Raw genomic sequence first — 26,458 nt, 5'->3', positions numbered from 1 at the left:
AAGCCGCCCGTCGGCGCGATCCCTGAGGCGATTTGAAGCGCTTCAAGTGCCTGGCGCCATGCGTATCGACAGGCGGCTTATTCCGAGCTTCCTTAAGAGCCTGTAACAGAATGAATCGCACCTGCGACGGCGGTCATTTTTGCGCAGTGCAAGTCGGACAGAGTGCGGCATGGTGATTCCATGGTGCGCTCCGGCCGGCGCAGCACTGCGCACAAATGGCCCCGTCCCGGAGGGTTGCGCCCAAAATCGCGCCAGGGCGGCCCCGACACGGTGCCCGAGCGTAGCGAGGTGGGTGCGGGAGGGGCCGCCTTCGCCCGCTCCCGCACCCACGCTGACGCGGCACCGTGTCGCGGGCGATCGTTGTCAGCCCCAGCCATGGAATCACCATGGCTGGGGCCTCCGCCTTGCCTGACGCGATTTTGGACTGCAACGCAGGTGCGATTCATTCTGTTACAGGCTCTTAGCGAGATGCCGGCCCGACCACGTGGATGCCGCCGGCACTCCGCAACTCGATATTGCGGTAATCGCATTCGCCGCGGCCGCGCTGGAGGATCGCCACGGCAATCAGCCAGACGCCGACGATCCGCGACGGCGGCGGCCCGCCGACGGCGCGTTCGTAGTCGGCCAGCAGCGGCTGATCCTCCGCGAGCCAGCGGCCCAACTCGCTCTCGCCGGAACGCGCAACCTGGTGCGTTTCGCGCTTGTCCCACCAGGGCAACGGGCAGCGGAAGGAAGTGCCGACCGGCAGCGCCGAACTCCAGATGTAGGTGAGATCCTGGCCGTTGTCGAACTCGACGGCGATCGACAGGTAATCGTGCGTCGGCGTGATGTCTTCCTTCACCTTCGACGGCAGCGCGATCATGCGCCAGTCCCAGGCCAGCCGCGTCGTGCCATCCAGCGGCAGATCCAGCGGATACTTGATGATGCCGCCGTCCGCACTGCAGCGGCAGGCGATGTGCTGCCGCCCCTTCACCTCGAACGGCTCCCGATACACCTCGTTCTCGCCGACCCGCCACAGGGGCTCCCAACCGCGCGGCAGTTGCGCCGGCGAGATCAGCCGGCCGCGTTCGCCGCTGGCGACGCCGCTTTTGTCCGCCGCGGCGAAGCGACCAAGTCCCTCGTCCGCCGAACCTTTCCACACCAGCACGGCGACGGTGTACAAACCGGCCGCCGCCTGGCGCGGCCAGTCGGCGGCGAGCCCGCCGGAGCGATCGACCCAGGCGCCGGGGAAATTCACCACGAATTCGAGCCGGCCGGTTTCGGCCGCCGTGAAGGTGGTCGTCGATGCCGGCAGCTTGGCGATCTCGCCGCCGGGCCGGATGCGCCACCACAACAAGGTCTGCGCGGCAAAGCTGATGTCCGCGCCGCCCGCCAGGCCGGCGGAACCGGTGGACAACAAGGTGACCGACTCACCAGCCTTGAGATCGACGCCGCTGTCGATCCACCCAGGACTGTCCGCCGGAATATCCACGACCGCATGGCGCAGCAGGACGGCGGCGGAAGCCGCGATCGCTTCCTTCCATTGCGCGACGACAGTCGCTCCCTGGGCATCGGACTGGGTCATCGTATTCCTCCATTTTTTGATTGATTTGCACCTTGAGAGTAGGCAGCGCCCGCTTCTCCGGCAAGGGCAATTTGCCCGTACCGCCGCGGGAAAATGCCGGCTTCCCTAAACCGGGCGCTTGCCCTCAGGCGTGCCCGCTTCAAGCGAGGGCGCGAGATCGAGCCCCCACGACAGCGCCAGGCGGGTCAGCTCGATGTCACTCTCCACGCCGAGCTTGTCCTTGATCTGGTAGTGCAGGTTCTGCACCGTCTTCGGGCTCAGGTGCAGGCGTTGCGCGATGTCCTGCACGCTGGCCGGCGACACCAGCATGCACAGCACGTCGAACTCGCGCGGCGTCAGTTCCTCCAGCGGCCGGCGCTGCCCCGGCAGCCGCGCCAGCGCCAGCGCCTGGGCGATGTCCGGGCTCAGCACCTGGCGTCCGGCCAGCACTTCGTCGATGGCGCGCAGCAGCACGTCGGGCGGACTGCTCTTGGTCACATAGCCGAGCGCGCCGGCACGCAGCGCCGCCAGGGCGATGTCCGGCGACACGTGCATGCTGAACACCAGCACGCGCGCGCCGGCCTCCGCGCGCAGGATGCGTTGTATGACCTCTAGGCCGCTGGCACCGGGCATCGCCAGGTCCGTCACCACGAGATCAGGACGATGCAGGCGGAACTGCGCATAAGCCTCCTCCGCCGTGCCGGCTTCCGCCACCACCGCGATGCGCACCTGCCGTTCCAGCAGGTGCCGATAGCCCGCGCGGACGATGGCATGGTCGTCCGCCAGCAGCAGGCGCACGGTGGCGGCCGGCTTCATCGGGCGCCCACCGGCAGGATGGCCTGCACCGCGAACTCCGCCGCCGAAACCTCGACCGACAAGGTGCCGTGCAGCGAACCCACGCGTTCACGCAGCAACTTCAGGCCCATGCCGGTGCCGCTGGCGCCGTGGCCCGGCTCCCCTGCCGCGCGATCGTTCGACACGCGCACATACAGCCGCCGCGGTTCCTGGCGGACGTAGACGCAGGCCATGCGGCTGCCCGGCGCGTGACGCGCGATATTGCTCAGGCATTCCTGTACCACGCGATACGCGCACAGCGCGCGCTCGTCATTCGGCACTTCTTCCATCCCGGGTCCGGCGTCGAGCACGACGCGCGGCGCGCCATGCAGCCTGATCTGCCAGGCCGTGACCAGGTCCGACAAGGCGGACAGCAGGCCTTGCTGCTCCAGCGGCGGCCGGCTCAGGCGCAGCAGAAGGCCGCGCAGCGACAGCAGCACATGCTCGACACCCGCTTCGAGCGGCGCCACGTCCGCCTCGCTCAGGGCCTCACCGGCGCTGACGCTCTGCCGCAGGCTGGCGCTCACCGCTCCCAGGGCCGCGACGCACTGGCCGAATTCCTCGTGCAGCTCGTGCGCGAGCTCGCGCCGCTCGCTTTCCTGGAGATGGATCAGCCGCGCCGTGAGGTCCGCCCTCGCGGCCGATGCCTGCGCCAGCCGCTCCGCCAGCCGGTTGATGCCGCCGGCGATCAGGCCGAACTCGCGCGGCCGGTAGGCCGGAAGCCGCAGGTCTTCCGCGCCCTCGCCGAGCTGCTCCACCGCCGCGACGATCCGCGCCGCCGGCCGCAAGGCGCGGCCGATCACCAGGAAGATGAGACCACCCAGCGCCAGCAAGGTGACCGCGGTGAGGCCCAGCAGGTCGCGCACGCTATGCCATTGCCGCTCCACCAGGCGCGCTTGATCCGGCTGCACTTCGAGCGCGCCAACCGGCCGGTTGAACACCGCGATGTCGCGCCGCTCGGTAACCGGCCCCGCCCCGAGGGCGGCAAACACCCGCGCCAGCCACGCCGGAACCGCCGCGCTGTCCGCCACCTGGCTACAGCCCTGCCGCGAAGTCGAGCCATCCCCCGCCCGGTATTGCAGGCACAGCGGATCGGGAAAGCGCGAAGCCGCCCAGCTCAAATCCGGGTAGCGCGCATCCGAGTCCACGGAAACCAGGCGCCGCCCCACGTCCAGTTCGAGCATCGACTTCAACTGGTCCGCGACTTCCGCCATCTCCCGCGTCGCATGCCGGCCCGATTGAACCACGACATAAAACGAAACCGCCAGCCAGCACAACAACCCCAGCAGGGCCATGCGGATCAGGAGGTACAGCTTCAGATTCATGGGCACATTGTAGGGAGCGCCGGCCCCAACGCGGCAAGCCGGCCCGAACACGGGCATTTTGCCCGTGCCCACCGCAGGCACGCTTCAGCTAGGGCGGATAGTCGTTCGACAACACCCGGTGCCTGAGCAGTGAAGCCGCCCCATTGCTCCAGCCATCGTCGCTCCCCAGGAAAACGGCGCTCTGCTGGTTGACCAGCTTGCCGGTCCTGGCATCCCGGATCTGGACCTGCACCGCGTAGCTGCTCATCTCGACCCTGGTCACAACGCCCAGCAGGGATTGCTCTGCGCCGAGCTTCAAGGCGATGGCCGCCTCGCAACCGTCACAGGTTTTCAGCGAGCGCCCCTTCACCTGCTCCGAATCGGAGCCGCCCGTGTCGACCAGGCTATAGCGCCCGGACTGCACCATGACCTGCCGGGCTTTTTCGCTGACCGCCTTCAACAGCGCGATATCGGCGGCCTTCTCGCCCGCCTTCGACGCCCCGGCACTGACATCGTCCAGCTCGAAATCGAACACGGCGAGCCTGACCGGAGCAGGCTGTTCCTTGCCTGTATCGGCAAATGCCGGCGCCATCAGCGCGCACAGGAGCAACAGACCGCCGGAGCGAACGATGGCGCGCGCAACCGCGCCTGGAGCATTGCGCCTGTCCGCCCGAACCCGCAGGGGCCGAGCCGTATTCCGCTCTTCGCGCATGAAGCTACTCCTCAAGATGACTGGTCAGATCCGGGAGAGTAGGCAATTCAGCGTATGGTGGACCAGGGCATTTTGCCCACGGAATCGATGTGATTTGCCCCTGAAGTCGCAGCCGGAGTGCTGCACCCTGATGCCCGCTTTCCGGAAACCGGATTAGATCCGGAACGGCAGGAAGAGGAAGAAGCCGTGCCGGATGTCCGTCACCCGAATATTACACTCGGGGCCACGCACATCCGGCAACAGCCGGCCCGCATCACTTCGTGGCGGAAACCTCGACCTCGACGCGGCGATCGGGTTGCAGGCAGGCGATCAGCTGCTTGCTGGCCTTCCCGCTCCTGCCCGGGTGTTCTTCTTTGCATTCATCGGGTCTGGTGACGGGATCCGCCCCGTCGGTTCCGACGGCCGCAATCCGGCCGGCATCGATTCCGGCGGACACCACCAGATAGCTTTTGACCGCCTCGGCGCGATCCGTCGAGAGCTTCATGTTGTACGGGTGCGTACCGATCCGATCGGTATGCCCCGTGACATTGATGTGGTCGAAGCTGGCGCCCTTCAGGTCCGCGGCAAAGCGGTCGAGCGCCTGCTTCCCCTCGGGCTTGACCGTCGCCTTGCCGAAATCGAACAGCGAATCGGCCGAGAACGTCACCTTTGCCGGAGGCGGCGGAGGTGGCGGCGGCAGCGGCGCAGGGGCCGGGGGAACGAATTCGGGAGCCTGGGCAACCAGCACCGGTTCAGCCGGGGTGCTGCCGAAACGGTAAAGCAAGCCGGCCGAAAACAGGTCGATGTCGCCGCGGTTGCCGACGGCATCATTGACGCGGTAACGCTCCGCCTCGGCGCGCAAACCGATCGAATGGGTGATGTCGTATTGCAGGCCCAACCCGAACTTGTAGCTGGCGGCGCGCTTGCTGCGGCTGGGTTCGAGCACATTGACCGAACCGGTGCCGGCGAAGGTATCCCGCGCCTGGGTGTAATCCACTCCGACCCGGCCCAGGGCCGAAAATCCCGCTGCAATGGGCAGAATGCCGACCGCATCCAGGTTCAGGCCCATCAGCCTGATGTTGCCGTCGAGCGCTCCCGCCGGCTGCGTGTCGGCGGTGAAGCCGAATTTCCCCAGGTTGAAGTAGCCACCCTCCACGGCGAAGTAGCGGATGAACTGGTATCCCCCGAAAACCTTGAAGCCGATGTCGCGGTTGTCGTTGGCGAGCGAGGTGGTGGTGAACCCGCCCGATTGCAGGCCGCCCTTGATCCCGTCGTTGTCGATGGTGGCGCGGGACTGCCCCACGTTGCCGCCGACGTACCAGCCGTTATCGTCCGCCAGCGCGCGCTGGCCGATCATGCCGGCCAGCGCGACCAGTCCCAGTGTCATCGAAGCTCTTGCCAGTTTCATGTTTTTCTCCAAAGACCCGGTTGGACGACAGCTCTAGGGAGCAGGCACATTGATGACGGTATCGACCAGGGTCACGGAAGCGCCCAGGGACAAGGCCCTGCCGTTCAGCGTGACGATGGTGCTGTTGCCGGCGGTGGAGAAAGCCAGTCCAGCCTGGGCGATGATGGTTCCGACCATGGTGCCGGAGCCGCCGGCGTCGATGGTGGCGGCGGTGCCGACCTGCCAGAAGACGTTCTTGGCCTGTGCCCCGTTGAGCAGGATGATGCTCTGCGGAAATGCCGCTCCGGGACCGCCGACGGTGAGCGTCGTGGCCATCTGGAACACCCACACCGCGTTGGCGTTGCCCTGTGCGTCGAGTGTCAGGTCGCCGCCCTGGATCTTGAAGGAACCGGCCGCGGCGGTGTACACACCGGGAGCAAGCACCAGGTTGGCCAGGCTGCCGGCACCCGGGTCCGACCCGGCCGGTTGCGCCACCAGGGCGTTATATGCGGCCAACGCATCGGCGCGCGCCTGCGTGGCGATCAGCAGGGTTTGCGCCGTCCCCTCGCCGGGGCATGCGACAGTGGGCGGCGGCGGCGCGGTGTAGATGTTGCCGTTGACCATGCCCTTGTTGAGCGGCGTTTCGGTATAGGTGCAGCCCGGTCCCGCATCGTGAAACCCGGTCACCGCGGTGGAGACGGCGGTGGTGCCGATATCGCCATTGATGACAGTCAGCAGCCCGGAGTTGGTCATTCCGGCGGAGCCGCCGAAAGTGCCGAACGGCGCGGCCGAACCCAGGGACACCGGCGCCAGGCAACTGCCCGTCGCGGGGCCTGCGGTGAAGCTCCAGACGAAATCGGCGGCCATGGTGTTGGCCGGGGTTGCCAGGTCCTTGACGCCGCTGGCGCCGCCCTTGACCGTGGCCGTGTAGGTGATGCCGCTGACGAGGGGATTGAGCGGCGTGAAGGTGGCGATACGCCCGGTGGCGCTATCGAGGACCACCGACGATGCGGCCACCGGAATCAGGCCGGGGGCCGGTCCGGTGACGGTAAAGGTCGCGGTGCTGACCGTGGCCGGGTCCATCCGCGTACCGGAGGGCACGGTGAAGCTGGCATTGATGGTCGCACCGGGGCAAACGCCCGCGGCCCCCGCAACCGGATTGGTGGAAGGCACCGAGACATTTGCCGGTGCCGTCGGGCCCGTGGTGGTAAAGGTCCAGACGTAGTCGCTTGCAGCCGGCAAGGGCGCCTGATTGCCGGCCAGCGCATTGCCGGCCAGGTCCGTTGCCGCGGTGGTGATGGTGGCGGTATAGGTCGTCCCCGCCGCCAGTGCCGCCGCCGGCATGAAGGCCGCGGTACGCGTGCCGGCCGCATAGCTCACGCTGCCCGTAGGTGTTGCGCAAGGCGCCGCGCATTTCAGGGTGAAACTGGCAGCGTCGATGGTGGCCGGAGCCATGTCTTCGCTGAAGAGCGCGGTAATCGCGGTATTGGCCGGCACGCCCGTGGTCGGGCCGGGCGTCGTCGTGGCCGGCTCGGTCAGCGTCACCCGTGGCCGGGTCGTGTCGGGCGCAAGGCCGGTGGTGAAGGTCCAGACATAGGGACTCGCCAGCGCCAGCCCGGTCGCCAGGCTGGTGGCGTTGGTGACGGTGGCGGTATAGAGGGTGAGCGGCTCAAGCGCCGCGGCCGGCGCAAGGGCAAAGGTGGCGATCCGGCTGCCTGCATCGAGCGACACGGTACCCGTGGGGCTGGCGCAGGGTGCGGCGCAGGTCACGGTGAAGCTCGCCGCGCCCGTGATCGGCGCCATCGGCTCGCTGAAGGCGGCGGTGATCAGGGTGTTGTTGATCGGCACGCTGGTGCTGCCGTTGACCGGTGCCGTTGCGGTCACGGTCGGGGCCAGCACGGCAACGCCGCCGCCCAGGATCGGGTCCCGTCCGCCGCTGCCGCATGCCGCCATCAGCGTGCCCAGCAACAGCACCAGAGACCAGCTCAGGCATCCGGAATACCGCTTGAATCCATTCATGTGCTTCCCCTGTCGGTGCAATTCCGGAAACCCGCCGGTGTGATCGATCACCCCCTGGCGGCACGCGCTCTGAAGTTCCATATCGTCGATGCGCAACCACTGCCGGCAGTAATACCCTTGCCCCGCCGGGGAATCGGTGCGGTGCCGAACACATGGGGGAAAAGCCCCGGCGCGTCCGCCGGGAAAAGCCGCCGCTCGGCTTCACGCGATGTCGGGAACACGGCGTGGTTGGCCATCCCCGCAGCGGCGGCTTGGCTCCGCGCACCTGCACTGCACGGCGGATCATCCGCCTACCGGGACCACTCGCTAATCGCGGCTACAATGGACGGAATATCGAATCCCATCGCCGCCTGGATACGGACTCAAACCATCCGCCCGCTCCACGCCGGCCAGCACGTCACGCGCCTACCACAAACATGAGTTTCCTGAAAACCGCCGAACGCAAACTGGGTCGCTTCGCGATCCGCAACCTGACGCTGTACCTCGTCGGCGGCCAGGGCACAGCGCTGCTGCTGAGCCTGGCCGCGCCCGGCTTCCTGTGGGCGATCCAGCTGATTCCGGGCGCGGTCCTCGGCGGGCAATGGTGGCGGCTGCTGACTTTCGTCTTCACCCCGCCGGGCGGCAACCCCATCTTCGCCATCTTCACGCTCTACCTGCTCTACTTCATGGGCGGTTCGCTGGAAGCACACTGGGGCACCTTCCGCTACAACCTTTACGTGCTGATCGGCTTCCTGATGACGATCGCCGCCGCCTTCGTCTTTCCGTTCAGCGCGGCGACCAACGCCTACATCACCGGCTCGATCTTCCTGGCCTTCGCCTATCTGTTCCCCGACTACCAGATCTACCTGTTCCTGGTCCTGCCGATACGCATCAAGTGGCTGGCCCTGCTTACCTGGCTCTACTATGGCTACGAGTTCGTCATGGGCGGCTGGCCTGCGCGCCTGCTGATCTTCGTGGCCATCGTGAACTTCCTCCTGTTCTTCGGCCGGGACATCTTCTACAAGGCCCGCTACGGCCATCGCCGCATCAAAACCCAGGCCAGCGTCATCGCCAAACGCGACAAGCCGCTGCACACCTGCACCGTCTGCGGCATCACCGACAAGACCCACCGCACCATGGACTTCCGCTACTGCACCAAGTGCGAGCCGCCGGTGGCCTACTGCACCGATCACCTGCAAAACCATCAGCACATCCGCAACGACCAGGCTTCGTAAGGCCGGATGAATCCGGAATCCAGCCGACGAAGCGACGCCGCGCGGCTGGTCACTGCCGCCGCATTGCGCTAGTCTGGAACAGCCGCCCTGCCATGCCGTTCCGACGCGCAGGTAGAAACCTGGCGCGGCGGAATCCTGGCATGCGCCGGACGGGCAACCGGTCTGGCCAGGAGGGTTATGTCATGAACGATTTGGATACGATCACGCTGCTCAATCGCCTGATAGTCACATCCAGGAACGGCGAAAGTGCGCTGCGCGCCGCGGCTTCGGAGGCGCACCACGCGGAACTGAAGCAATCCCTGCAGGAATATTCACTGTTCTTCGCCGAAGCCGTGCGCGAGATGCAGGACACCGTGCACAAGCTGGGTGGGCATCCCAAGGGCCTGGGGACTTTCGACAACACGCTGCACCGCACCTTCATGCATCTCAGGGCCCTGGTCGAAGGCCGCGACGAAGGCGCGATCCTCGACAGCGTTGAAAGCGATGAGCGCGAAGCCGACATCTGCTTCGACGACGCGGTGAACCACTGGGATACATCGCCCGAGGTCCACGCCATGCTCGAACGGCAACGTGACGGCGCACGACAACGCCACCAGGCCATCCGGGCGATGCGCGGACGGCTCGACACCCTGCACTGACGCCAGCGGGGGGACAGGCGCCCGGCATTTACCGCGGCGCCGCCCGCTCCTTGAAATTCAAGGCCGTCAGCACTATTTTCTGGCTATGGCTATAGCAGCGATGAGCGAGATCGGTACAAGGTAATGGCCACTGGCTGGGCACATGAAGGCGCGGTTCAGGAACAGATCGATGCCACGGTCAAGGACGCCATTGCGCGCGCGCGCAACAACCTGTCGTCCGGCCCGAGCCTGAGCCATTGCGTCGAGTGCGGCGAGGAGATTCCCGAGGGGCGCAGGGCGGCCATCCCCGGCGTGCGACTTTGCGTGCCCTGCCAGGAAGCGCACGACAGCAAGATCACCGAATTCAGCGGTTACAACCGGCGCGGCAGCAAGGACAGCCAGTTGCGTTGATTCGGCCCCTGCTCATTCGATGGGCGCATCCGCTTCCGGTTGGTTCCGGATGTCACTGTTTGGTTAGTGATTGCCGTCGCGAAGTCAGTTCCCAGGCATCGCAAATCGACCATATTTCATGACTGAAGCAGACCCTCTACCGCCGGCGATACAGAAGGTACATGGAGCCGCTTTAAAAGCACTCGGTGAGATTGAGGCCGCTGGCCCGCCCAAATCGAATGCTGAGTCGAAGGGACTCATGCTTTCCTCTCGGACGAATGGAGGGCGAACTCTACCTCACTATTACCTTGTCTATTTTTTGTTAGTTGACCTCCTTCAGTTTCCTCACATGGGTGAGTGGGAAAAGAGTGCGTGGACGATCCCCGTCCGATTCCGTGGACGGCTCTATGGTATCGAGCACCGCAAAATGGGCCTGGGGATATTTGCGCCGACTCTTGATCCAAAAGCGACGATGAATGAGCCGCCAACCGATGAAGCCGAGACTGATGCGAAGGAGATCGCTGCGTTAATAACAAGAGCCGTAGCTGTCGCCAATCCGTATTTTGAGTGGCGTGCAGAGCAAGCAGCTGCGGGCAACCAGATCAACGTGCTCAACAAGAGTTCGTCACTCTTTGAGCGTTATGAGTTCTTCCGTGATCGTTTCCGAGCACTATCTGCCGAAACCGAGTCCAAAAAGAACGAGCGAGTCATCACCAAAAAGATCCTTGATGATGACACCGAGGTCACTCAAGGGTCGTTTCCCGCCCATGCCTTACGCAAAGAGGCGAATTGGCATGCCCAAGCTGCTGTTGAGGCATTCTTCAGTTGGACCGAACATGCATTCATCCACCTCGCTATTCTTCGAGGGCGCCTGTGTACGGGCCAGGAGGTCGCACGAATAGCCGAAGCCGACTGGAAAACGAAGTTCAAGACCGCCTTGAACCTAGACGAGGCAGCTACCAAAAAGCATTACGACGAGCTTCTTGATCTACGTGCACAGATCCGAAACTTTATGGCACATGGCGCATTCGGAAAACGCGGGGAAGCATTCCGTTTCCATTCTGGTGCAGGAGCGGCTCCCGTCCTCTTAACTGAAGATCAAAAGCACCGATATTCGCTTACGGGCAAACCAGCATTCGAAGAAAGAAGGGCGATTGAAGAAATGGAGGAATTCATTGAGCATCTGTGGTCTGGTGCTCTTGGACCGGCTCGGATTTTCCTTTTTAGCAGCCTTCCGAGCATTCTCACCTTTGTTTCGGATGGCACATATGCTCACGCCATGGAATCCGAGGAGAGTATGACGGAGTTCGTGGAGTATCTAGCGCGCAAATTCGACAATGCCGCGAATATGGATTGGTGGTAATAAGGGGTTGAATCATCTACTCCTGCTACACCGCACTACCCCGCCTTCTCCACGTACGGCCGCAGGGTCTCCGCGATCCAGTTCATGAACACCTGCACCCGCTTCGACAGGTTGCGCCGGTTGGCGTAGAGCAGGGATAGCGGCATCGGCTCCGCCCGGTACTGCGGCAGCACTTCCACCAGCAGCCCTTGCGCCAGCAGGTGCTGGTGCGCCATCGCCGGCGCCTGGATCAAGCCCAGTCCGACGAGGCAGGCCTCCTGATAGGCATCGGTGCTGTTCACCGTCAGCGCGCCGGCCATTGGCAGCGTGCGGTAGGTGTCGCCGTCCAGGTATTCGAAACCGTCCGGCCTGGAACCGAAGCTGACGGTGTAATGGATGAGCTGGTGCCCGGCCAGGTCCTCCAGGGTCCGCGGCGTGCCGTGGCGGCGCAGGTAGGCGGGGCTGGCGAAGTTGCCGACACGCAGGCGCCCGAGCGGGCGCGCGATCAGGTTCGCATCGCCCAGCGCGCCGACGCGTACCACGCAGTCGAAACCCTCGCGCACCAGATCGACGCGGCGGTCGGTGCTGCTCAGCTCCAGCTCGATCTGCGGATGCGCCTGCAGGAACTTGGGCAGGCGCGGCACGATATAGGCGCGCGCGATGCCGCTGGGCATGTCCACCCGCAGGCGCCCGCGCAGCGCCTGCTCGCCCTGCTGGAACATGGACTGCAACTCGTCCATGTCCGCCAGCAGATCCTTGCTGCGTTCATAGAATGCCTGCCCGTCCTGCGTCAGCTGCACCTTGCGTGTGGTCCGGTGCAGCAGGCGCGTGCCCAATGCGCTTTCCAGCTGCTGCACCGCGTTGGAAGCGCTGGCCTTGGGCAGGCCCAGGCTCTCGGCGGCGCGGGTGAAGCTGGTCAGCTCGGCCACCCGCACGAAAATCTGCATGGCATCCAGTCGATTCATCGTCGCTCCATCAAGCATGGCTCTGACCAGGATCTATTGTTCATATTTTTTGAACAGATAAATCAATTTATTGGTATTTATCTGCATTAATAATATCAATAAAGTGCCTCCCATCGCGGCACCCGGGCAACAGACTCGTGCGGCGACCGACAGAATCCGAGCTGCGCCACTGCAAGGAGACACCCATGAGCAAGCCCACCACCCCCATCGCCCTGATCACCGGCGGCAGCCGCGGCCTCGGCCGCAACACCGCCACCAAGCTGGCCGAGTCCGGCACCGACGTGATCCTCACCTACCACAGCAACAAGGTCGAAGCCGACAGCGCCGTGGCGCAGATCGAGAAACTCGGGCGCCGCGCCGTGGCCCTGCAGCTCGATGTCGGCGTCAGCGCCGGCTTCACCGCCTTCGCCGAGCAGGTGCGCGGCGCGCTGCACCGGCACTGGCAGCGCGAGCGCTTCGACTACCTCGTCAACAACGCCGGCGTCGGCGTGCATGCCTCGATCGCCGAGACCACCGAGGCGCAGTTCGACGAGCTGGTGAACGTCCACTTCAAGGGCACCTTCTTCCTTACCCAGAAACTGCTGCCCCTGATCGCCGATGGTGGCCGCATCGTCAACCTGTCCAGCGGCCTGGCCCGCTTCAGCTTCCCGGGCTATGCCGCCTACGCCTCGATGAAGGGCGCCATCGAAGTCCTGAGCAGGTACATGGCCAAGGAACTCGGCCCGCGCGGCATCACCGTCAACGTCATCGCCCCCGGCGCCATCGAAACCGACTTCGGCGGCGGTGCGGTGCGCGACAACGCCCAGCTCAACGCCATGATCGCCTCGCTCACCGCGCTGGGCCGCGTCGGCCTGCCGGACGATGTCGGCGGCGCCATCGCCGCCCTGCTGTCGCCAGGCAACGGCTGGGTCAACGGCCAGCGCATCGAAGTTGCCGGCGGCATTTTCCTGTAACCCGCGCAGCGCCAGTCGCCGGTCCGGCTCATCGCGGCCGGATCGGCGCTTACGATTTTCTGCCGGCAGGGGGATAATGATGTCAACCATTGCCCTGCGCCGCAGTGGCAACGCCGCCGGATCATCCACCGCCGGCCCGATCGTCGGCCATCAATATCCTTGTGTCGCCTTGTGCAACAAGGCGCCGCGTTTCAGGTCCATTGTCAGAGTTACGGCCGAATTCACTGATTCGGCTCATCCTTGGCACTGGAGCCAATCATGAAAATCGATCTGGACCTCATTTCCGCGGCGCTCGATGCCGTACTCAAGGAAAACCGGGTCGCCCGCTTCGGCGCCATCCCCTTGCGCACCCTGGCGGAGCACTGGGAATCGGTGCGCCTGCGTTCCTCGGATCTCGTGTCCGGCATCGAAATCCTGTCCGTGCAAGGACGGCTCGATCTCGAAGCTCGCAGCGACGGTCTCTGGGTCCGGCGCAAGTCCCGGGCATCGGGCGACGTCGGGGCCTACGACAAGCTTCGCAGCTCGGTGCATGAACTGGTGATGTCCGTCGCCCTGACACGCGTGCGCATGCGCCAGGGCGACGGCTACAGCGGCTTCGACCGCCGCTTGCCGCACCGGACGGCCTGACTGCCGCCACGGCGCGCCTGCGTCCAGCGGGCGTTTCGGCAGATCATCCGCAATCCCTAAGAGCCTGTAACAGAATGAATCGCGCCTGCGACGGCGGTCATTTTTGCGCAGTGCAAGTCGGACAGAGTGCGGCATGGTGATTCCATGGTGCGCTCTGGCCGGCGCAGCAATGCGTAAAAATGGCCCCGTCCCGAAGGGTTGCGCCCAAAATCGCGCCAGGGCGGCCCCGACACGGTGCCCGAGCGTAACGAGGTGGGTGCGGGAGGGGCCGCCTTCGCCCGCTCCCGCACCCACGCTGACGCGGCACCGTGTCGCGGGCGATCGTTGTCAGCCCCAGCCATGGAATCACCATGGCTGGGGCCTCCGCCTTGCCTGACGCGATTTTGGACTGCAACGCAGGTGCGATTCATTCTGTTACAGGCTCTAAGCGGGGCATACCCCCTCCCTGCGCCACATCGCCGTGCAATTTCTCGTCGAGAAAGCCGGCGATGGTGTGGAATAGATGCTTCTGCATGGCCGGCGTCGACAATCCATGCTTGCCGCCCGGATAGGTCATCAACCGGAACTGCGTGCCCTGCGTCTGCAGCGCCGCCATCAGGCGGGTCGAATTGCTGAACAGCACGTTGTCGTCGGCCATGCCGTGCGCCAGCAGCAAGGGTGAGCGCAACCCCGTCAGCCACTTGAACACGCCGCTGTCCTCGTAGCCGGCCGCATTCTCCTGCGGCGTGCCGAGATAGCGCTCGGTGTAGGCGGTGTCGTAGATATGCCAGTCGGTCACCGGTGCCACCGCCACACCGGCGGCGAACTGGTCCGAGGCCTTGGCCAGCAGCATCAGCGTCATGTAACCGCCGTAGCTCCAACCGAATACGCCGACGTACTGCGCATCGACCCAGGGCTGCTGCTTGAGCCAGCGCACGCCGGCCAGCTGGTCCTCCACCTCCACCGCGCCGAGCCGGCTCTTGATCGGATCGGAGAAGGCGCGGCCGCGCCGCGGCGTGCCGCGGTTGTCCAGGGTGAACACCAGGTAACCCTGCTGTGCCAAATACTGCATGAACAGGCCGCGCGCATCCCAGCGGTTGGCGCCGAGCTGCGAGCCGGGACCGCCATAGAGATACACCAGCACCGGGTAGCGGCGCGCGGGATCGAAATGCGCCGGCTTGATCAGGCGCCAGGCCAGCTTCTGCCCGTCGCTCGCCGCCAGCGAGCCGAATTCCGGCGCGGCCAGGCCGCCACGATACGGCGCGAACGGATGCTGCGCGTCCAGCGCGTTCTGTTCGATCCAGGCCAGCAGCCTGCCGTCGGCGCCGCGCACCGAGGTCTGCGGCGGATCGAGCGCATCCGACCAGGTATCGACGTACAACCCCACCTTGCATTCCGTCTGCGCCTCGCTGCAGCCGAAGCTGGCCTTGTGCCAACCCTCACCCTGGGAAATGCGCTGCGGCACCGGCGCAGCCGAAGCACTCGCATCGCCATCCAGCGGCACCGTATAGACCTGGCTGTCCTCGATGCGATCCTTGTTGGAGCCGAAGTAGATACGGTTGGCGGACTCGTCCACCGCCAGCACCCCGTCGATATCCCAGTCCCCCGCCGTGAGCGGCCGGATCAGCTTGCCGTCCAGGCCGTACAGGTACAAATGCTTGTAGCCGGAACGCTCGGAAGCCCAGACGAATGCCGCCTGCCGCGTCAGGAAATGCAGATCGTCGTTGAGGTTGATCCAGGCATTCGAATGTTCGGTGAGCAGGGTGCTCTGCTTCAGGCTCGCCGCATCCACCTGCAGCAGCTCCAGCGTCTTCTGTTCGCGCGACAGGCGCTGGTAGGCCAGGTGCTTGCCGTCCGGCAGCCAGTTCAGGCGCGGCAGGTAGATGTCGGCATCGGCGCCGGTATCGATCCAGCGCGGCGCGGACTTGCCGTCCGGCGACACCAGCCCCAGTTTCAGCCGCGCATTGGTCTCGCCCGCCGCGGGATAGCGCTGCTCCACCACCTCGGTGTGATCCGCATAGACCTCGAAGCGCCGCGCCACCGGCACGCCGGACTCGTCGTAGCGCTTGAAGGCGATCAGGCTGTCGTCCGGTGCCCACCAGTAGCCGCTGCTCTGGGCGAATTCCTCCTGCGCCACGAATTCGGCTTCCGCCTCATGGACGGTGCCGCCGCCATCGCGGGTCAGCGCGCGCTCCCTGCCGTTTTGCAAATCGATCACATGCAGGTTCTGGCCGCGCACGAATGAGACGTAGCGCCCGCGCGGCGAAATCTTCGGATCGATGAGGTCGCCGCCGCCGTGCGTGAGCTGGCGTACCGCGCGGTCCGCATCGGCCTGCAGGTCGTAGAGATACAGCTCCCCTCCCAGCGGAAACAGCAGGCGCTTGCCGTCCGGCGCCCAGCCGTAGTCGAGGATGCCGTGATACAGGGCGGTGCGCTCGCGTTCGCGCCGCGCCTTCTCCGCGTCGGACAGATGCTCGTCCGGCACGAGCCGCTTCGAGTCCACCAGCAGCCGCGTCGTCCCGGACTTGAGGTCGAACTGCCACAGATCGAGCCGGAACTGGTCGTCCTCGCGCCCGCGCAGGAAGGTGACGCGATCCCCGGCCGGGGAAACCTTCACGCCCTGTGCCGCCTTGCCGGACAAGGCCGGATCGTCGAACAGCCGGTCGATGCTCAACTCCGCCGCCATGCCCGGCATCGCCGCGCACAGCGCCAGCACAGCAAAGAACTTGTGCATGCAGCACTTCCCTGAAAAAGTGGATGCGCCAACAATACACCGGCGGCTGGCAGGCCGCGTGTCAGTCCTTCGGCGGCGCGGTGCAGCGGTGCGCCTCGTGCCCCCGGTGCAGGTCCAGCAGCTTGCGCGTCACACCGTTGGTCCAGCCGAAGCCGTCCTGCAGCGGGTACTCGCCGCCGCGGCCGCCGGCCGCGCCACGCAGGGAATATTTCTCCACCAGCTTGCCATCGCGCAGGTAGACCGCGGACACGGTTTCCAGCCAGCGCCGGGCGATCTCGTCCGCCAGATCCTCATGGCCATAGGCATTGAGGCCGCTGACGGCGATCCATTGCAGCGGCGCCCAGCCGTTGGGCTGATCCCACTGTTCGCCGCTGTGCACCAGCGTCGTGCCGAGGCCGCCCTCCTCCAGCAACAGGGCGCGCGCCATCTCCGCGGTGCGCGCCGCCTGCGGCGCCGAGGCCAGGCCGACGAACAGCGGCACCAGCGAGGCTGCTGTGGGCTGCGGCCGCCGCTGCTCCAGCGCCCAGTCGTAATCGAGGAAGGTGCCGATACCCTCGTCCCACAACAGGGTATTCATGGTCCGCCGCCGCGCCTCCGCTTTATCGCGGAACAACGCCGCATCATCCGCATCCCCGCCGGCCTCGCTCAACTCGGCCAGCGTGCGCTCGAGCTTGTAAAGCAGCGCATTGAGGTCCACCGGGAGGATCGAAGTGATGCGGATGGTCTCCAGCCGGCTGGGCTCGCCCAGCCAGCGCGAGCTGAAGTCCCAGCCGGATTCGGCCGCCGCACGCAGCTCGCGGTAGACCTCGTGTGGTGGCCGGCTTGCCTTCGCCGCCGTGGTCACATCCTCCAGGTAGGACTCCTCCCGCGGCGTGTCGCGGTCGTCCCAGTAGCGATTCAGGGTGACGCCCTGCGCCAGGCATACCAGACGCCGCCGCGCTTCGCCCGGCCGCAACTCGCAGGCGCCATCCATCCAGAACTCGTACTCGCGCCGCAACTGCGGCAGGTAGCGCAGCGCCGGCTTCACGCCGTGCTGCTCGAACAGTTCCACCATCAACGCGAACACCGGCGGCTGCGAGCGGCTCAGGTAATAGGTACGGGTACCGTTGGGCACATGCCCATAGGTGTCGATCAGGTAGGCGAAGTTATCGGCCATGAAATGCAACAGGTCATGGCGGCCGCTTTCCGCCAGGCCCAGCATGGTGAAGTAGGAATCCCAGTAATACATCTCGCCGAAACGCCCCCCGGGCACCACGTAGCAATTGGGCACCGGCAGCAGCGAGGAGCGCGGGGGATGATCGTCGGGATGCTGCGTCAGCACCGTCCACAGCGTATCGATATGGTCCGGCAGGCTCTGCTCGGGGTCGGAAACGTAGTGGCTGTTGCGCACCTCCGGCATGTCGAAATGGCGCTGCACGAAAGCCGCGAGATCGAACTGCGGCTGGGTGCGTTCCTTGCGGTAGGCCGCGAGGATTGCGTCGGGGTCGCTTTTCGGCGCGCAGTCGACGAAGGTTTTGCTGTCGGGGAAGATGCGCGCCGTCTGCACCTCGACGAACAGTTCCTCGTAACGGTCGGCCGGCGTCAGCGTGTCGGCCTGCGGCATCTCCGGCAACCGGGCGCCGGCGTGCACTTCGGAATCCGGCGACGTCACCGCCGCCGTCTTGGGTGTCATGGTGGTCCTTAGCTTTCGTCTACCCTACTGACGGTAAGAGGCGGCATTTGTTCCCCGGGGCCACCCTTGTTTACACACGCCGGGCGCCGCAATGGCGGCACCCGGCGCGACTCAGCCTTTCTTCGCACCCAGCAGTTCCTGCTTCAGGTCATCCTGCACCGGGTTCTGGCCCAGCCAGATCTTCAGCAATGCGGCCGACAGGTCGGCGCCGGAGATGGAATCCTCGGCCTGGCCGTTGTAGACCACGTGGGTGCTGCCGTCGGCGGCGAAATCCAGGTTGATCACATCGCCGCTCTTCAGTGCCTTGACCTTGCCAAAACTCTGGTCGAGTTGATCCAGGCGCGGCTTCAACGCCGTCATTTCGGACGCGGACAGGTTCTTGGTCACGCCCTCGTGAAATGCCTTGGTCATGGTATCGGTATCGACGTCGCGCTTCATGATCAGGCTGATGCGGCGCGGCTCATGTCCGGCGACGATCTGGCCGGCGTCGCTGCTCTTCTGCGGCAGGTACAGCGCCGCGACATAGACGTCGGCCAGCAGGTACTTGGTACGCAGGCCGGCGCCATTCAATACCAGGCTCTTGCCGTCCACCGTGGCCTGGTCTTCGACCTTCACGCCCGAAACCGTGGCTGCCAGCACCTGCGTACTCGCCAGTGTCAGCAACAACAAAGCGGCAGCGCCGCGCTTTCCTATCCGATTGTCCATGTATCCTTCTCCTTGTCGCACCATGAGCGCATGGCCTTGCCGCGGCGACGGCGGCTCGAACTCAGCGGGCGTGTTCCCGCCCTTAAGCCTTGGACCGGGGATTCGCCGCCGCGTTCCTGACGCGACTTTCAGACACTCAGAAGTGAAAGCGGTAATTGACCAGCAAGGCCGTGATCAGCGCGTTCTGGCTCAGGCGCGTCTTGCTGCTCGCCAACACGGTGCCGTCCTGCGCCGACACATTGATGGTAGCGGTACTGGCCAGCGGTGAGTAGGTCAGCGAGGTGGCGATGCCCCAGTGCCTGGAAATGTCGTAGGACAGCCCGGCGTTGTAGACCGGATTCCAGGAGCGCGAGGCCGAGGCGCTGACCGAGGTCGGCCCGCTGTGCCCGGTGGCCAGGGACAACACATTGCCGAAGTTCGATTCCAGGCTCTTCCTGAACTCGCCGTTGACCGAGTAGCCGCTGAACCAGGCATAGCTGACGCCCAGGCCAAGGTAGGGATGCCACACGCCGGCAGGGCGGCCGAAGTAGTACTGCAGCAGAGCCACCGGGGTCCATTCCTGCACCGATACCAGGGGATTGTTCTGCGGCGCGCCCAGGTCCACGTTGAGGAAATTGCCGAGCAGGCCGGTCGGCTTGACCAGGCCGGCGCCGGAGATATCGACCCGCGCCGGCACGCCGCCGACGAACTGCACGGCGAAATGCTGCGTCAGGAAATGCGTGGTGATCAGCGCCACAGTATCGGCCGCCCCCACCCTGGCCGAGGTACCCGGCGAGTCGAACGAGCTTTGCACGCCCGCCAGGGTACCGATCAGGCTGGGCTTGAGTTCGGTATGCAGCGGCGTGCTGTCCGAGTTCGGCATCAGGTGCAGCCAGCCGAACTGGACGACGTTGTCGCCCGCCTGCGCCGCCCGCGCACCGCCGCAGACCGCGGCCAGCGCCAGCGCCGTGCACAGCCGCCCCATGACTCCCTTCATCGCCTCTCTCCTCCGTGCCAGCAAGGCAGCACTGCTCGTCCGCCCCTGACCGCGCCTGCGATGGCACGGCACTGTCCTTGTCTGCATCCCCGGCAGCGCTCCAGGATGACGCTCCAGTTTCCGGCACCTCATGCGCCGGAGCCCCAGGGCTGCGCGTCCGTTCCCGGAACCGCACCGTCCCGGTGCGCGACTATGACCGCGGAATTCCAGAAACGATCCTTGCCTTATCTTTACCCTGCGCAACCGACGGAATGCGGGACAAAAGCCGGGCATTGATGGCATGCTCCGCGCCGAACCGCGGAAACCGCGGGAGCCAACTTGGGGGGCCAGGCTGGTGGCTCCCCATCGGCCGGGCCCCGCGGAGTGTTGTTCCCGTTTCCGCGCACTGCATGGAGGCATGCTTTGGCCAGGCCCTATCCCGTACCGCCGCGTTTCCTGGCGGTGTTGTTGCTCTCTACCCTCACGCTTCTTTCCGTGCCCTGCCTCGCCGCGGAGCAGCCGTCCTTCCACAACGCACCGGCCACCGCCGCCAGGCTCGCCAATCCCTACAGCGGCCAGGCCGCCGCGGCCACCGCCGGCGGCGCCCTCTTCGCAACGAACTGCGCCGGCTGCCATGGCCGCAACGCCGAAGGCAGCGGCAACATCCCGGCGCTGGCGCACGGCGCCACGCAGCAGGCCACGGATGGCGAGGTGTTCTGGTTCATCACCAACGGCGCCGTCGACAGCGGCATGCCCGCCTGGGGCTCCTTGAGCGGGGAACAGCGCTGGCAACTCGTCAGCTACCTGAAGACGCTGCCGACCGCGGCTATCGTCGTCGCCGCACCCACCACATCCGCCGCAGCCATCGACGCGCCGCCGCCGCAGGCGCCGTTCACCGACTTCCGCTACGAAGTGCCGGGCACCACGCGCAAGATCACCCTGGCCGACCTGCCCGCGCCCTACGCCACCAGCTCCGCCGGCAACTCCGCGAGCATCGTGCCGCGCCCGGACGGCGTCCTGCCGCAGGCGCCCGCCGGCTTCAAGGTGAACCTGTATGCCGACGGCCTCGCCACGCCGCGCGTGATCCACGTCGCGCCCAACGGCGACGTCTTCGTCGCCGAGAGCAGCGCCGGCCGCATCCACGTGTTCCGCGGCCTGACGGCGGATGGCAAGCCGGAACGCTCCGGGATTTTCGCGGCCGGGCTGAGCCGCCCCTACGGCATCGCCTTCTATCCCGCCGGGCCGGATCCGAAGTGGCTCTACGTCGGCGACACCGATGCCATCCTGCGTTTCCCCTACAGCAGCGGCGATCTGCAAGCCAGCGGCCCGCCGGAGCGCATCGCCGACCTGCCGCACGGCGGTGGCCACTGGACCCGCGACCTGCAATTCTCGCGCGACGGCAAGACGCTGTACGCCGCCGTCGGCTCCGCTTCCAATGTCGACGATCCGGACACCACGCCGGGCGAAAAGAACCGCGCCAATATCCTCGCCTTCGATCCAGACGGTGCGCACATGCGCGTCCACGCCTCCGGCATCCGCAACCCCTCCGGCATCGCCATCGATCCCGCCAGCGGCCAGCTCTGGTGCACGGTCAACGAACGCGACGGCCTCGGCGACAATCTCGTGCCCGACTACATCACCTCGGTGCGCGAAGGCGGTTTCTACGGCTGGCCCTGGTGGTATCTCGGCAGCCATCAGGACCCGCGCCATGAGGGCAAGCATCCCGAGTTGAAGGCCAAGGCCATCGTGCCCGACGTGCTGCTGCAGCCGCACAACGCCTCGCTGCAGATCGCCTTCTACCAGGGCCAGCGCTTCCCCAAGGATTACGCCGGCGACCTGTTCGCCTCCGAGCACGGCTCCTGGAACAAGTCGGTGCGCGCCGGCTACGAAGTGATCCGCATCCCGCTGCACCAGACCGGCAAGGCTGGCGGCGAATACCAGGATTTCCTCACCGGCTTCGTCCTGCCCAACGGCCAGGTCTGGGGACGTCCGGTGGGCGTCACCACCGCGCCGGACGGCGCGCTGCTGGTGACGGACGACGGCTCGAACTCGATCTGGCGCGTCGACTACACCGGAAAATAGGGCGGCAGACAGGACGCCGGACAGATCGATGGGCGGCGCGGCAGGCAGATAGGCGCTCGGTCCATGACCGGCAAGCGCCGCGCCGCCATTACACGACTGCCGGCAAGATTTACATGGTGCGCCATCGCCGCACCGACGCAGGCTCCGTGCACCTGCCGGTCGGTCTCCGATAAAAGACTGAATAACAAGTAAAAAATCCGGCGCGCCGAGACCGGCTCCGCTGGCACGGGATTCGCAATCGATATAACCACACCGCGCGGTGCGGACGGCCGGAGATGCCGCTCCACCCCGGGAAGGTGCTGTAGCGGTTTTTGGAATCCTGCTTCGCCACGGACGGTTTCAGGGGTTCAACCATGATCATTCACTCGACCGACATCAATCTGCCCCAGGGCAGCGCCTATGAACTGGTCTATGCCGACCCGGTCAAGGCGCGGAGCAGTCCGCCGGTACGGGTCGCCTCAGCCGGGCCGGTGTCGATCGGCCAGGGCGGCGGCCCAGCGCCAAAGAGCACGATCAAGGGCGTGGCGCCCTGCTCCATCAGCCACGTCTATGGCGGTGGCGGCGGCGTCATCGCCGAATGCGACGGCAAGCCGGTATCGGTGGCGTGGCCGTCCTCGGAAGACTTCACAGCTTCATCCAGCGGCAGCCGGCACGGCGCCCATGACAAGGCCCGCAGGGTCCTGCTCAAGTTCATGGATGGCGATGGCGACACTGCCGCGGGCAAGCCCTCGGTATTCACCAGCGTACTGATGGCGCTGACCATGTTGACGCTATGCATCTATGCCACCACGTTTTCTCCCGGCAGCAAACAGTAGAAACATTTCCCCCAACGACTTCAAAGAGGACGGAGTCCCGCAATGACCGCAGACAAATTCGCCCGCAGAAGCCAGATGATCAGTCAGCACCTCGCGCACATCGCCGCCAGCCGCGAGTGCCTGCACTGGGATGGCGCCCTGCATCCCGTCAATCCGCAGTTCCGTGAAGTGCTGCAGGCGCAGGAACGCCTGCTGACCGCCCTCGAGCGCCTCGTCGAAGGACTGCCGGACCGCATCGCAGCCTGAGCTGCCAGAGTTGAAAACGGTCGAAGCCGGCGCCCGGGGCCATCGGGTTGCCGCTTCGGCCGCGTTGTTTGCTGCCCTGGCATTGCCCTTCGCGGACAATGCCCGCACCATAGACGGGTGCGAATAATTCGAATCAGGGAGCGTTGACCGGATGGTTTTCCTGCTTGCGGTGAAGCTGGCCTACACCGCGTTCATGGCTGTGCTGGTACCCGTCTACCTGCGCAATTACGGCCCCACCAATTTCCTCTATTTCTGCGACCTGGCCTTGTTCCTGACGCTGGGCGGATTGTGGCTGGATGACCCGCTGCTGCTGTCCATCGCCGCCACCGGCATCCTCATCCCGCAGGTCTACTGGCTGCTGGATTTCATCGTCCGGCTCGTCGGCGGCCGCGCCAGCGGCATGACCGATTACATGTTCGACAGGCGGCGCTCCCTGCTGCTGCGCGGGCTGTCGCTGTTCCATGGGTGGCTGCCGCTATTGCTGATCGGCCTGCTGCTGCGCAGCGGCTATGACCCGCGCGCCCTGCCGATCTGGACCGCGCTGTCCACCGTACTCGTGCTGGTCTGCTATTTCCTGATGCCGCCGCCCTCGGACCGGCCCGGCGTGAAACCGGTCAACATCAATTATGTGTACGGCCTGTCGGATAGCGCACCACAGCAATGGATGCCGGCCTGGGCCTGGCTGCTGGTGGCGCTGATCGGCTACCCACTGGTCCTGTACGTGCCGGCGCACCTGTTGCTGCTGCATTTCATGCCGGCGGCCGCTCACTAGGAGCAGCTGCGGGCGCCTCCTACAGCGCGCCGGCGGAGCTTTCGCGCGGCACGCTGACGCGGAATACCGTGCCGTATTCGCCGCCGGACTGCACTTCGACGTTGCCGCGGTGCGCCCTGACGATCTGCTGCACGATGTACAGGCCCAGCCCGAGACCGCCGTTGCGGCCCATGCGGCGCTTGCCGCCGTGGAACGGATCGAACAGGCAAGGCAACAGATCGGACGGAATCTCGCCGGCGTTGGCCACCGACAGCACCACGTGACGGGCGGCGGAGCCATCGAGCGAGATGCGCACCGGCTCGCTGCCCTCGCCGTGCTGCAGGGCGTTGCCGATCAGGTTGGAAGCGACCTGGGCCAGTCGGTCGGCGTCCCACTCGCCGGAGAGGTTGCCGACCTGGGTCATGTCGATGCGGTGCCCGGGAAAGGCGGCCTGGTGCTCCTGCACCACGCGCGACACCAGGGCGCCGAGGTCGGCGGCGCTGGGCCGGATGACGATGCCGCCGGCCAGCCGCGCGCGCGCCAGGTCGAGCACATCCTCGATCATGCGCTGCATGCGCTCGCCGCTGGAGAGGATGCGCGTGCCGATCTTCTGCACCGCTTCGTCGCCGCCGCGCTGCTGCAATACCTTGGCGAAGCCCAGCACCGCGGTCAGCGGATTGCGCAAGTCGTGCCCCAGCACCGCCATGAACATCTCGTTGAGATGCAGCGTCTCGGTGCGCTCCTCCAGTTCCCGCGCCAGCTGCTGCTTCTGCCGGAACAGCTGGAAGAAGACATTGGCCTTGTTGAGCAGGATGTGGGCATCGATCGGCTTGTACAGGAAATCCACCGCGCCGCTCTCGTAACCCTTGAACAGGCGGTGCTGGTCGCGCGCGCCGGCGGTGACGAAGATGATCGGCACATGGCGGGTGCGGTCGCTGCCGCGCATCAGCTCGGCGAGCTGGAAGCCGTCCATGTCCGGCATCTGCACGTCGAGCAGGGCCAGGGCCACGTCGTGCACCAGCAGCAGTTCCAGCGCCTCGGCGCCGGAACGGGCCAGGAGCAGCTCGACGTCGTCCAGCCGCAACAGGGCCGACAACGCCAGAAGGTTCTCTTCCAGGTCGTCGACCAGCAGGCATTTCACTCGGGTCTGCATGGGTGCGCCAGTCTGCGGGAACCCATCGCTCCCGCGCAATGGTTCATTCATCACTCCATCCTTCCCGCCAGGGTGCGCAACAGCGCGGCGATGCGTTCGAGCGGCAGCACGAAATCCACCGGCCCTTCCTTCAGCGCCGATTCCGGCATCAGCGGTACCTGTGCCTCGCCGGGTTCCTGCACCAATGTCACGCCGCCGCGGCGACGCACTGCCGCCAGGCCGGCGGCGCCGTCCCGGTTGCCGCCGGTGAGGATGATGCCGAGCAGGCGCGCGCCGTACTGGTCCGCCGCCGACTCGAACAGCACGTCGATGGAGGGGCGCGAATAATGCACCAGCTCGTCGGCGGAGAGCGACAGGCTGGGGCCGGCGTCAAGCAGCAGGTGGTAGTCGGGCGGCGCGAAGTAGATGGTGCCCGGCTCGACCGGCTCCTTGTCCTGTGCCTCGCGCACCGGCAGCGCGCACTTGTGGCTGAAGATATCGACCAGCAGGCTGGGCCGTTCGCGCGGCAGGTGCAGCACCACGAACACCGCGGCACGCAACCTCGCCGGCAAGGCCGGCAGGATCGCCGACATGGCCTCGACGCCGCCGGCGGATGCGCCGATGACGATGCCGTCGATGTTCTCGATATTACCGGGCAGCGCGATCACGGCTGATCCGCCTTCTGGTAGATGCGGTCCTCGCGCACGCGGTCGACGAAGGAACCCGCGTGCCGGGAGAAGCGCAGCGATTCCTTGGAGCCGATGCCGAGGAAGCCCTTGCGGCACAGCGCCTCGTGGAACAGCCCGACGGCGCGGTCCTGCAGTTCACGGTTGAAATAGATCAACACGTTGCGGCAGGACACCAGCTGCACCTCGGCGAAGACGCTGTCGGTGGCCAGGCTGTGGTCGGAGAAGACGATGTGCTTGCGCAGGGACTTGTCGAACACCGCGCGGCCGTAGGCGGCGGTGTAGTAGTCGGACAGCGAGGAACGCGCGCCGGAACGGCGATGGTTCTCGGTGAAGCCGGGGATGCGGTCGATCTCGAAGACGCCGGCCTCGGCCTTGGCCAGGGCATGGCTGTTGATGTCGGTGGCGTAGATCAGGCTGCGCGACAGCAGGCCCTCCTCGCGCAGCAGGATCGCCAGCGAGTAGACCTCTTCGCCGGTGCTGCATCCGGCTACCCAGAACTTCAGCGAGGGATAGGTGCGCAGCAGCGGCACGATCTTCTCGCGCAGGGCCAGGAAGTAGGCGGGGTCGCGGAACATCTCGCTGACCTGCACGGTGAGATAGTCCAGCAGCGCCGGAAAGGTCGCCGGGTCGTGCAGCACCTTGTCCTGCAACTGCGACAGGCTGCGGCAACCGAAGCGGTCCCGCGCCACCGTCAGGCGCCGCTTCAGCGAGGCCTGGGCATAGCCGCGGAAGTCGTAGTGGTAGCGCAGGAAGATGGCATCGACGAGCAGCTTGAGCTCGATATCGAAAGCCTGGTCGTCGGCGTCGCTCAT

General features: G+C 65.9%; 24 protein-coding genes. 10 read left to right on the top strand and 14 right to left on the bottom strand.

Going from position 1 to position 26,458, the window contains the following annotated elements:
- Positions 1 to 460: 460 nt before the first annotated feature.
- The 6 genes from BP26_RS28300 to BP26_RS0104800 form a co-directional block, all read right to left on the bottom strand.
- A complete protein-coding gene (locus BP26_RS28300) occupies positions 461 to 1,564 on the bottom strand; it encodes a DUF3047 domain-containing protein (protein ID WP_084182804.1) in 1,104 nt (367 codons plus the stop codon).
- 105 nt (positions 1,565 to 1,669) lie between these two features.
- A complete protein-coding gene (locus BP26_RS0104820) occupies positions 1,670 to 2,359 on the bottom strand; it encodes a response regulator (RefSeq protein ID WP_029919445.1) in 690 nt (229 codons plus the stop codon).
- On the bottom strand, positions 2,356 to 3,702 hold the full coding sequence (locus BP26_RS26400; RefSeq protein ID WP_036516150.1) for a HAMP domain-containing sensor histidine kinase: 1,347 nt from the start codon (positions 3,700 to 3,702) through the stop codon (positions 2,356 to 2,358). Before BP26_RS26400 ends, BP26_RS0104820 begins: the two co-directional genes overlap by 4 nt.
- An 88-nt stretch (positions 3,703 to 3,790) precedes the next feature.
- Positions 3,791 to 4,393 carry a DUF2380 domain-containing protein gene (locus BP26_RS0104810; protein ID WP_084182802.1) on the bottom strand — a complete coding sequence of 201 codons (603 nt, stop codon included), beginning with the start codon at positions 4,391 to 4,393 and terminating at the stop codon, positions 3,791 to 3,793.
- Positions 4,394 to 4,646: 253 nt separating this feature from the next.
- Positions 4,647 to 5,780: an OmpA family protein gene (locus tag BP26_RS0104805; protein ID WP_036516149.1), complete on the bottom strand. Its 1,134-nt coding sequence runs from the start codon at positions 5,778 to 5,780 to the stop codon at positions 4,647 to 4,649.
- 33 nt (positions 5,781 to 5,813) lie between these two features.
- Positions 5,814 to 7,778, bottom strand: coding sequence for an ice-binding family protein (locus BP26_RS0104800; RefSeq protein ID WP_051748324.1), 1,965 nt, complete (start codon positions 7,776 to 7,778; stop codon positions 5,814 to 5,816).
- A gap of 416 nt (positions 7,779 to 8,194) precedes the next feature.
- Here BP26_RS0104800 and BP26_RS30070 point away from each other — a divergent pair, with 416 nt between their 5' ends.
- The 4 genes from BP26_RS30070 (at position 8,195) to BP26_RS0104780 (ending at position 11,362) form a co-directional block, all read left to right on the top strand.
- Positions 8,195 to 8,992, top strand: a complete 798-nt coding sequence (locus BP26_RS30070; RefSeq protein WP_029919441.1) for a rhomboid family intramembrane serine protease — start codon at positions 8,195 to 8,197, stop codon at positions 8,990 to 8,992.
- 182 nt (positions 8,993 to 9,174) lie between these two features.
- The gene (locus BP26_RS30065) at positions 9,175 to 9,630 is read left to right on the top strand and encodes a PA2169 family four-helix-bundle protein (RefSeq protein ID WP_029919440.1); all 456 of its coding nucleotides are present in this window, start codon (positions 9,175 to 9,177) and stop codon (positions 9,628 to 9,630) included.
- A 123-nt stretch (positions 9,631 to 9,753) separates the two neighbouring features.
- Positions 9,754 to 10,020, top strand: a complete 267-nt coding sequence (locus BP26_RS0104785; protein WP_029919439.1) for a DksA/TraR family C4-type zinc finger protein — start codon at positions 9,754 to 9,756, stop codon at positions 10,018 to 10,020.
- Between the two features lie 118 nt (positions 10,021 to 10,138).
- Entirely contained in the window at positions 10,139 to 11,362 is a 1,224-nt protein-coding gene (locus BP26_RS0104780; protein ID WP_029919438.1) for a hypothetical protein, read from the top strand.
- A 35-nt stretch (positions 11,363 to 11,397) separates the two neighbouring features.
- Here the strand turns inward: BP26_RS0104780 and BP26_RS0104775 are convergent, their stop codons facing one another.
- Positions 11,398 to 12,306: a LysR family transcriptional regulator gene (locus BP26_RS0104775; RefSeq protein WP_029919437.1), complete on the bottom strand. Its 909-nt coding sequence runs from the start codon at positions 12,304 to 12,306 to the stop codon at positions 11,398 to 11,400.
- Positions 12,307 to 12,491: 185 nt separating this feature from the next.
- Here BP26_RS0104775 and BP26_RS0104770 point away from each other — a divergent pair, with 185 nt between their 5' ends.
- On the top strand, positions 12,492 to 13,259 hold the full coding sequence (locus tag BP26_RS0104770) for an SDR family NAD(P)-dependent oxidoreductase (protein ID WP_029919436.1): 768 nt from the start codon (positions 12,492 to 12,494) through the stop codon (positions 13,257 to 13,259).
- A gap of 258 nt (positions 13,260 to 13,517) precedes the next feature.
- Positions 13,518 to 13,886 (top strand): hypothetical protein, encoded by a 369-nt coding sequence (locus BP26_RS0104765; RefSeq protein WP_029919435.1) that lies wholly within the window; start codon positions 13,518 to 13,520, stop codon positions 13,884 to 13,886.
- A gap of 406 nt (positions 13,887 to 14,292) precedes the next feature.
- Here BP26_RS0104765 and BP26_RS0104760 read toward each other — a convergent pair whose 3' ends face one another.
- From BP26_RS0104760 to BP26_RS30060, 4 genes are all read right to left on the bottom strand, one after another.
- Positions 14,293 to 16,599, bottom strand: coding sequence for a S9 family peptidase (locus tag BP26_RS0104760; RefSeq protein ID WP_051748322.1), 2,307 nt, complete (start codon positions 16,597 to 16,599; stop codon positions 14,293 to 14,295).
- Positions 16,600 to 16,660: 61 nt separating this feature from the next.
- Entirely contained in the window at positions 16,661 to 18,202 is a 1,542-nt protein-coding gene (gene treF, locus BP26_RS0104755) for an alpha,alpha-trehalase TreF (protein WP_036516169.1), read from the bottom strand.
- A gap of 180 nt (positions 18,203 to 18,382) precedes the next feature.
- Positions 18,383 to 18,976, bottom strand: coding sequence for a chalcone isomerase family protein (locus tag BP26_RS0104750; RefSeq protein ID WP_029919432.1), 594 nt, complete (start codon positions 18,974 to 18,976; stop codon positions 18,383 to 18,385).
- 136 nt (positions 18,977 to 19,112) lie between these two features.
- Positions 19,113 to 19,952 (bottom strand): OmpW/AlkL family protein, encoded by an 840-nt coding sequence (locus BP26_RS30060; RefSeq protein ID WP_051748316.1) that lies wholly within the window; start codon positions 19,950 to 19,952, stop codon positions 19,113 to 19,115.
- A 363-nt stretch (positions 19,953 to 20,315) separates the two neighbouring features.
- Between BP26_RS30060 and BP26_RS0104740 the strand changes: the two genes are divergently transcribed.
- The 4 genes from BP26_RS0104740 to BP26_RS0104725 all read left to right on the top strand — a co-directional run bounded on the left by BP26_RS0104740 (position 20,316) and on the right by BP26_RS0104725 (position 23,846).
- Positions 20,316 to 22,013, top strand: a complete 1,698-nt coding sequence (locus tag BP26_RS0104740; RefSeq protein WP_436233347.1) for a PQQ-dependent sugar dehydrogenase — start codon at positions 20,316 to 20,318, stop codon at positions 22,011 to 22,013.
- A gap of 353 nt (positions 22,014 to 22,366) precedes the next feature.
- The gene (locus BP26_RS0104735; RefSeq protein ID WP_029919429.1) at positions 22,367 to 22,828 is read left to right on the top strand and encodes a hypothetical protein; all 462 of its coding nucleotides are present in this window, start codon (positions 22,367 to 22,369) and stop codon (positions 22,826 to 22,828) included.
- 42 nt (positions 22,829 to 22,870) lie between these two features.
- Entirely contained in the window at positions 22,871 to 23,074 is a 204-nt protein-coding gene (locus tag BP26_RS0104730) for a hypothetical protein (RefSeq protein ID WP_029919428.1), read from the top strand.
- Between the two features lie 151 nt (positions 23,075 to 23,225).
- Positions 23,226 to 23,846: a hypothetical protein gene (locus BP26_RS0104725; protein WP_029919427.1), complete on the top strand. Its 621-nt coding sequence runs from the start codon at positions 23,226 to 23,228 to the stop codon at positions 23,844 to 23,846.
- Positions 23,847 to 23,865: 19 nt separating this feature from the next.
- Here BP26_RS0104725 and BP26_RS0104720 read toward each other — a convergent pair whose 3' ends face one another.
- The 3 genes from BP26_RS0104720 to BP26_RS0104710 are packed head-to-tail and all read right to left on the bottom strand — an operon-like array spanning position 23,866 to position 26,458.
- Positions 23,866 to 24,978, bottom strand: coding sequence for a hybrid sensor histidine kinase/response regulator (locus BP26_RS0104720; protein WP_029919426.1), 1,113 nt, complete (start codon positions 24,976 to 24,978; stop codon positions 23,866 to 23,868).
- 50 nt (positions 24,979 to 25,028) lie between these two features.
- Positions 25,029 to 25,616, bottom strand: a complete 588-nt coding sequence (locus BP26_RS0104715) for a chemotaxis protein CheB (protein ID WP_436233348.1) — start codon at positions 25,614 to 25,616, stop codon at positions 25,029 to 25,031.
- Between the two features lie 5 nt (positions 25,617 to 25,621).
- Complete coding sequence (locus tag BP26_RS0104710; RefSeq protein ID WP_029919424.1) at positions 25,622 to 26,458, bottom strand: CheR family methyltransferase; 837 nt, start codon at positions 26,456 to 26,458, stop codon at positions 25,622 to 25,624.

It is taken from the genome of Nevskia soli DSM 19509 (assembly GCF_000711955.1).
Taxonomy (GTDB): domain Bacteria; phylum Pseudomonadota; class Gammaproteobacteria; order Nevskiales; family Nevskiaceae; genus Nevskia; species Nevskia soli.
Note: the sequence above shows the minus strand (reverse complement) of the source record. Positions and strands in the feature narration are given on the sequence as shown.